General features: G+C 64.8%; 2 protein-coding genes. One reads left to right on the plus strand and one right to left on the minus strand.

The window, feature by feature from the left end; translation table 11 throughout:
• Positions 1 to 648 (minus strand): PhzF family phenazine biosynthesis protein (locus AC1D00_RS41555; RefSeq protein ID WP_477014698.1); only part of this gene is annotated, 648 nt, incomplete at its 3' end.
• 241 nt (positions 649 to 889) lie between these two features.
• On the opposite strand from AC1D00_RS41555, the gene AC1D00_RS41560 reads away from it, so the two are divergent.
• Positions 890 to 1,277 (plus strand): hypothetical protein (locus AC1D00_RS41560; RefSeq protein ID WP_477014699.1); only part of this gene is annotated, 388 nt, incomplete at its 3' end.

A 1,277-nucleotide genomic window follows, 5' to 3' on the forward strand; every position in this document is an offset into this window, starting at 1 on the left:
ATCCTCGACGACACCGCCGGCGGCAAAGGCGTTGCGGACATCGAACAGTCGCGGCGTCGCCACGGTCACGAGCGCGACGGTGACCAGCCCCGCCTTCTCCATGAGGGAGCGGCCCCGCTCGAAATCATAGGCCATGCGCGCGAGCGCCGCGCGCGATGCCAGCGCAAGCACGGCATGATCGGCGCCGCCGTGAATTTTCGCAGGGGGAATTTTCGGGTCGAGATCGGAGGACGCGTAGCCGAACAGGTCCAGCAGGGCATCCCGCAGCCTGGGCTCGAGCGGCGCGCTGTGCGTCGGCGGTGATTGCAGCGCCGCCGCAATGGTGTTGCCGTCGCGGCGGCCCGACACGGAGATGACGGCATCGTTCAGATGCAGCTCGAAGCTGCGGTCGCCGTGCCGGTGCGCAAGGGCCGCGCCCAGGGCGATCGTCGCGTGGCCGCAGAACGGCACCTCCATCGCGGGCGAGAAGTACCGGACGCGCCAGGCGTCGCCTTCGGGCGCCGCAAAGGCCGTCTCGGAGAAGCCGACCTCCGCCGCGATCGCCTGCATCCGCGATGCATCCGGCATTGCGTCGCCGATCCAGACGCCGGCGGGATTGCCGCCGGTGTTGCCGTCCGAGAAAGCGGCGATGCGGTGCACTGTCGTCATGGGCTTGCTCTCATTTGCTGCGGGAGGAGGCGGGTTCTTGCGAAACCTATCAGCTTCGCGCGCCGCAACTAGGGGAGGTTGAACACTGATGACATCCCTCATCGCTGCGTGCGGCGCCGGCAATTGGCAAAAAATGGCAGAGCTGAGGCTGTCAACGACATATCGGGTTAGGACGCCGCTTACCCACGGAATACACTGGGCGCCGTTTGGGGTTCGGGGTCATGTATTGGGAGGGACGATCATGGCAAGTGTTGAACAATTGCACAGACGGGAAGGTGTGAACCTGGTCCAACTCGAGGCGGACATTGCATCGGTTCGCACGGGAAGCTCGATCGCTTCAATTGCTCTACCTGATTACGTCGAGCACACCGAGGGGGTCACGCGCGTCGGCGCGCTCAGTGCGGAGGCGGTCGTTCGCGACTATGAATCCGCTGCAAAAGAGATCGAGGCCATGGGCGCCGAGTTGATCGACGCCGCGCAAAAATGYGAGGCGCTGACGGCCCAGGTCCACGATGCCATTGCCTTCATGCGCGAAACGGCGGCGGGGTATCGTGAAGAGGGACGGAAGATCTTCAGGCGCATCGAGGAATGCGCGCTCTTCACGGAAGACGTCCGCAAGACCTGCGAAG

It is taken from the genome of Bradyrhizobium sp. P2_E8 (assembly GCF_056403875.1).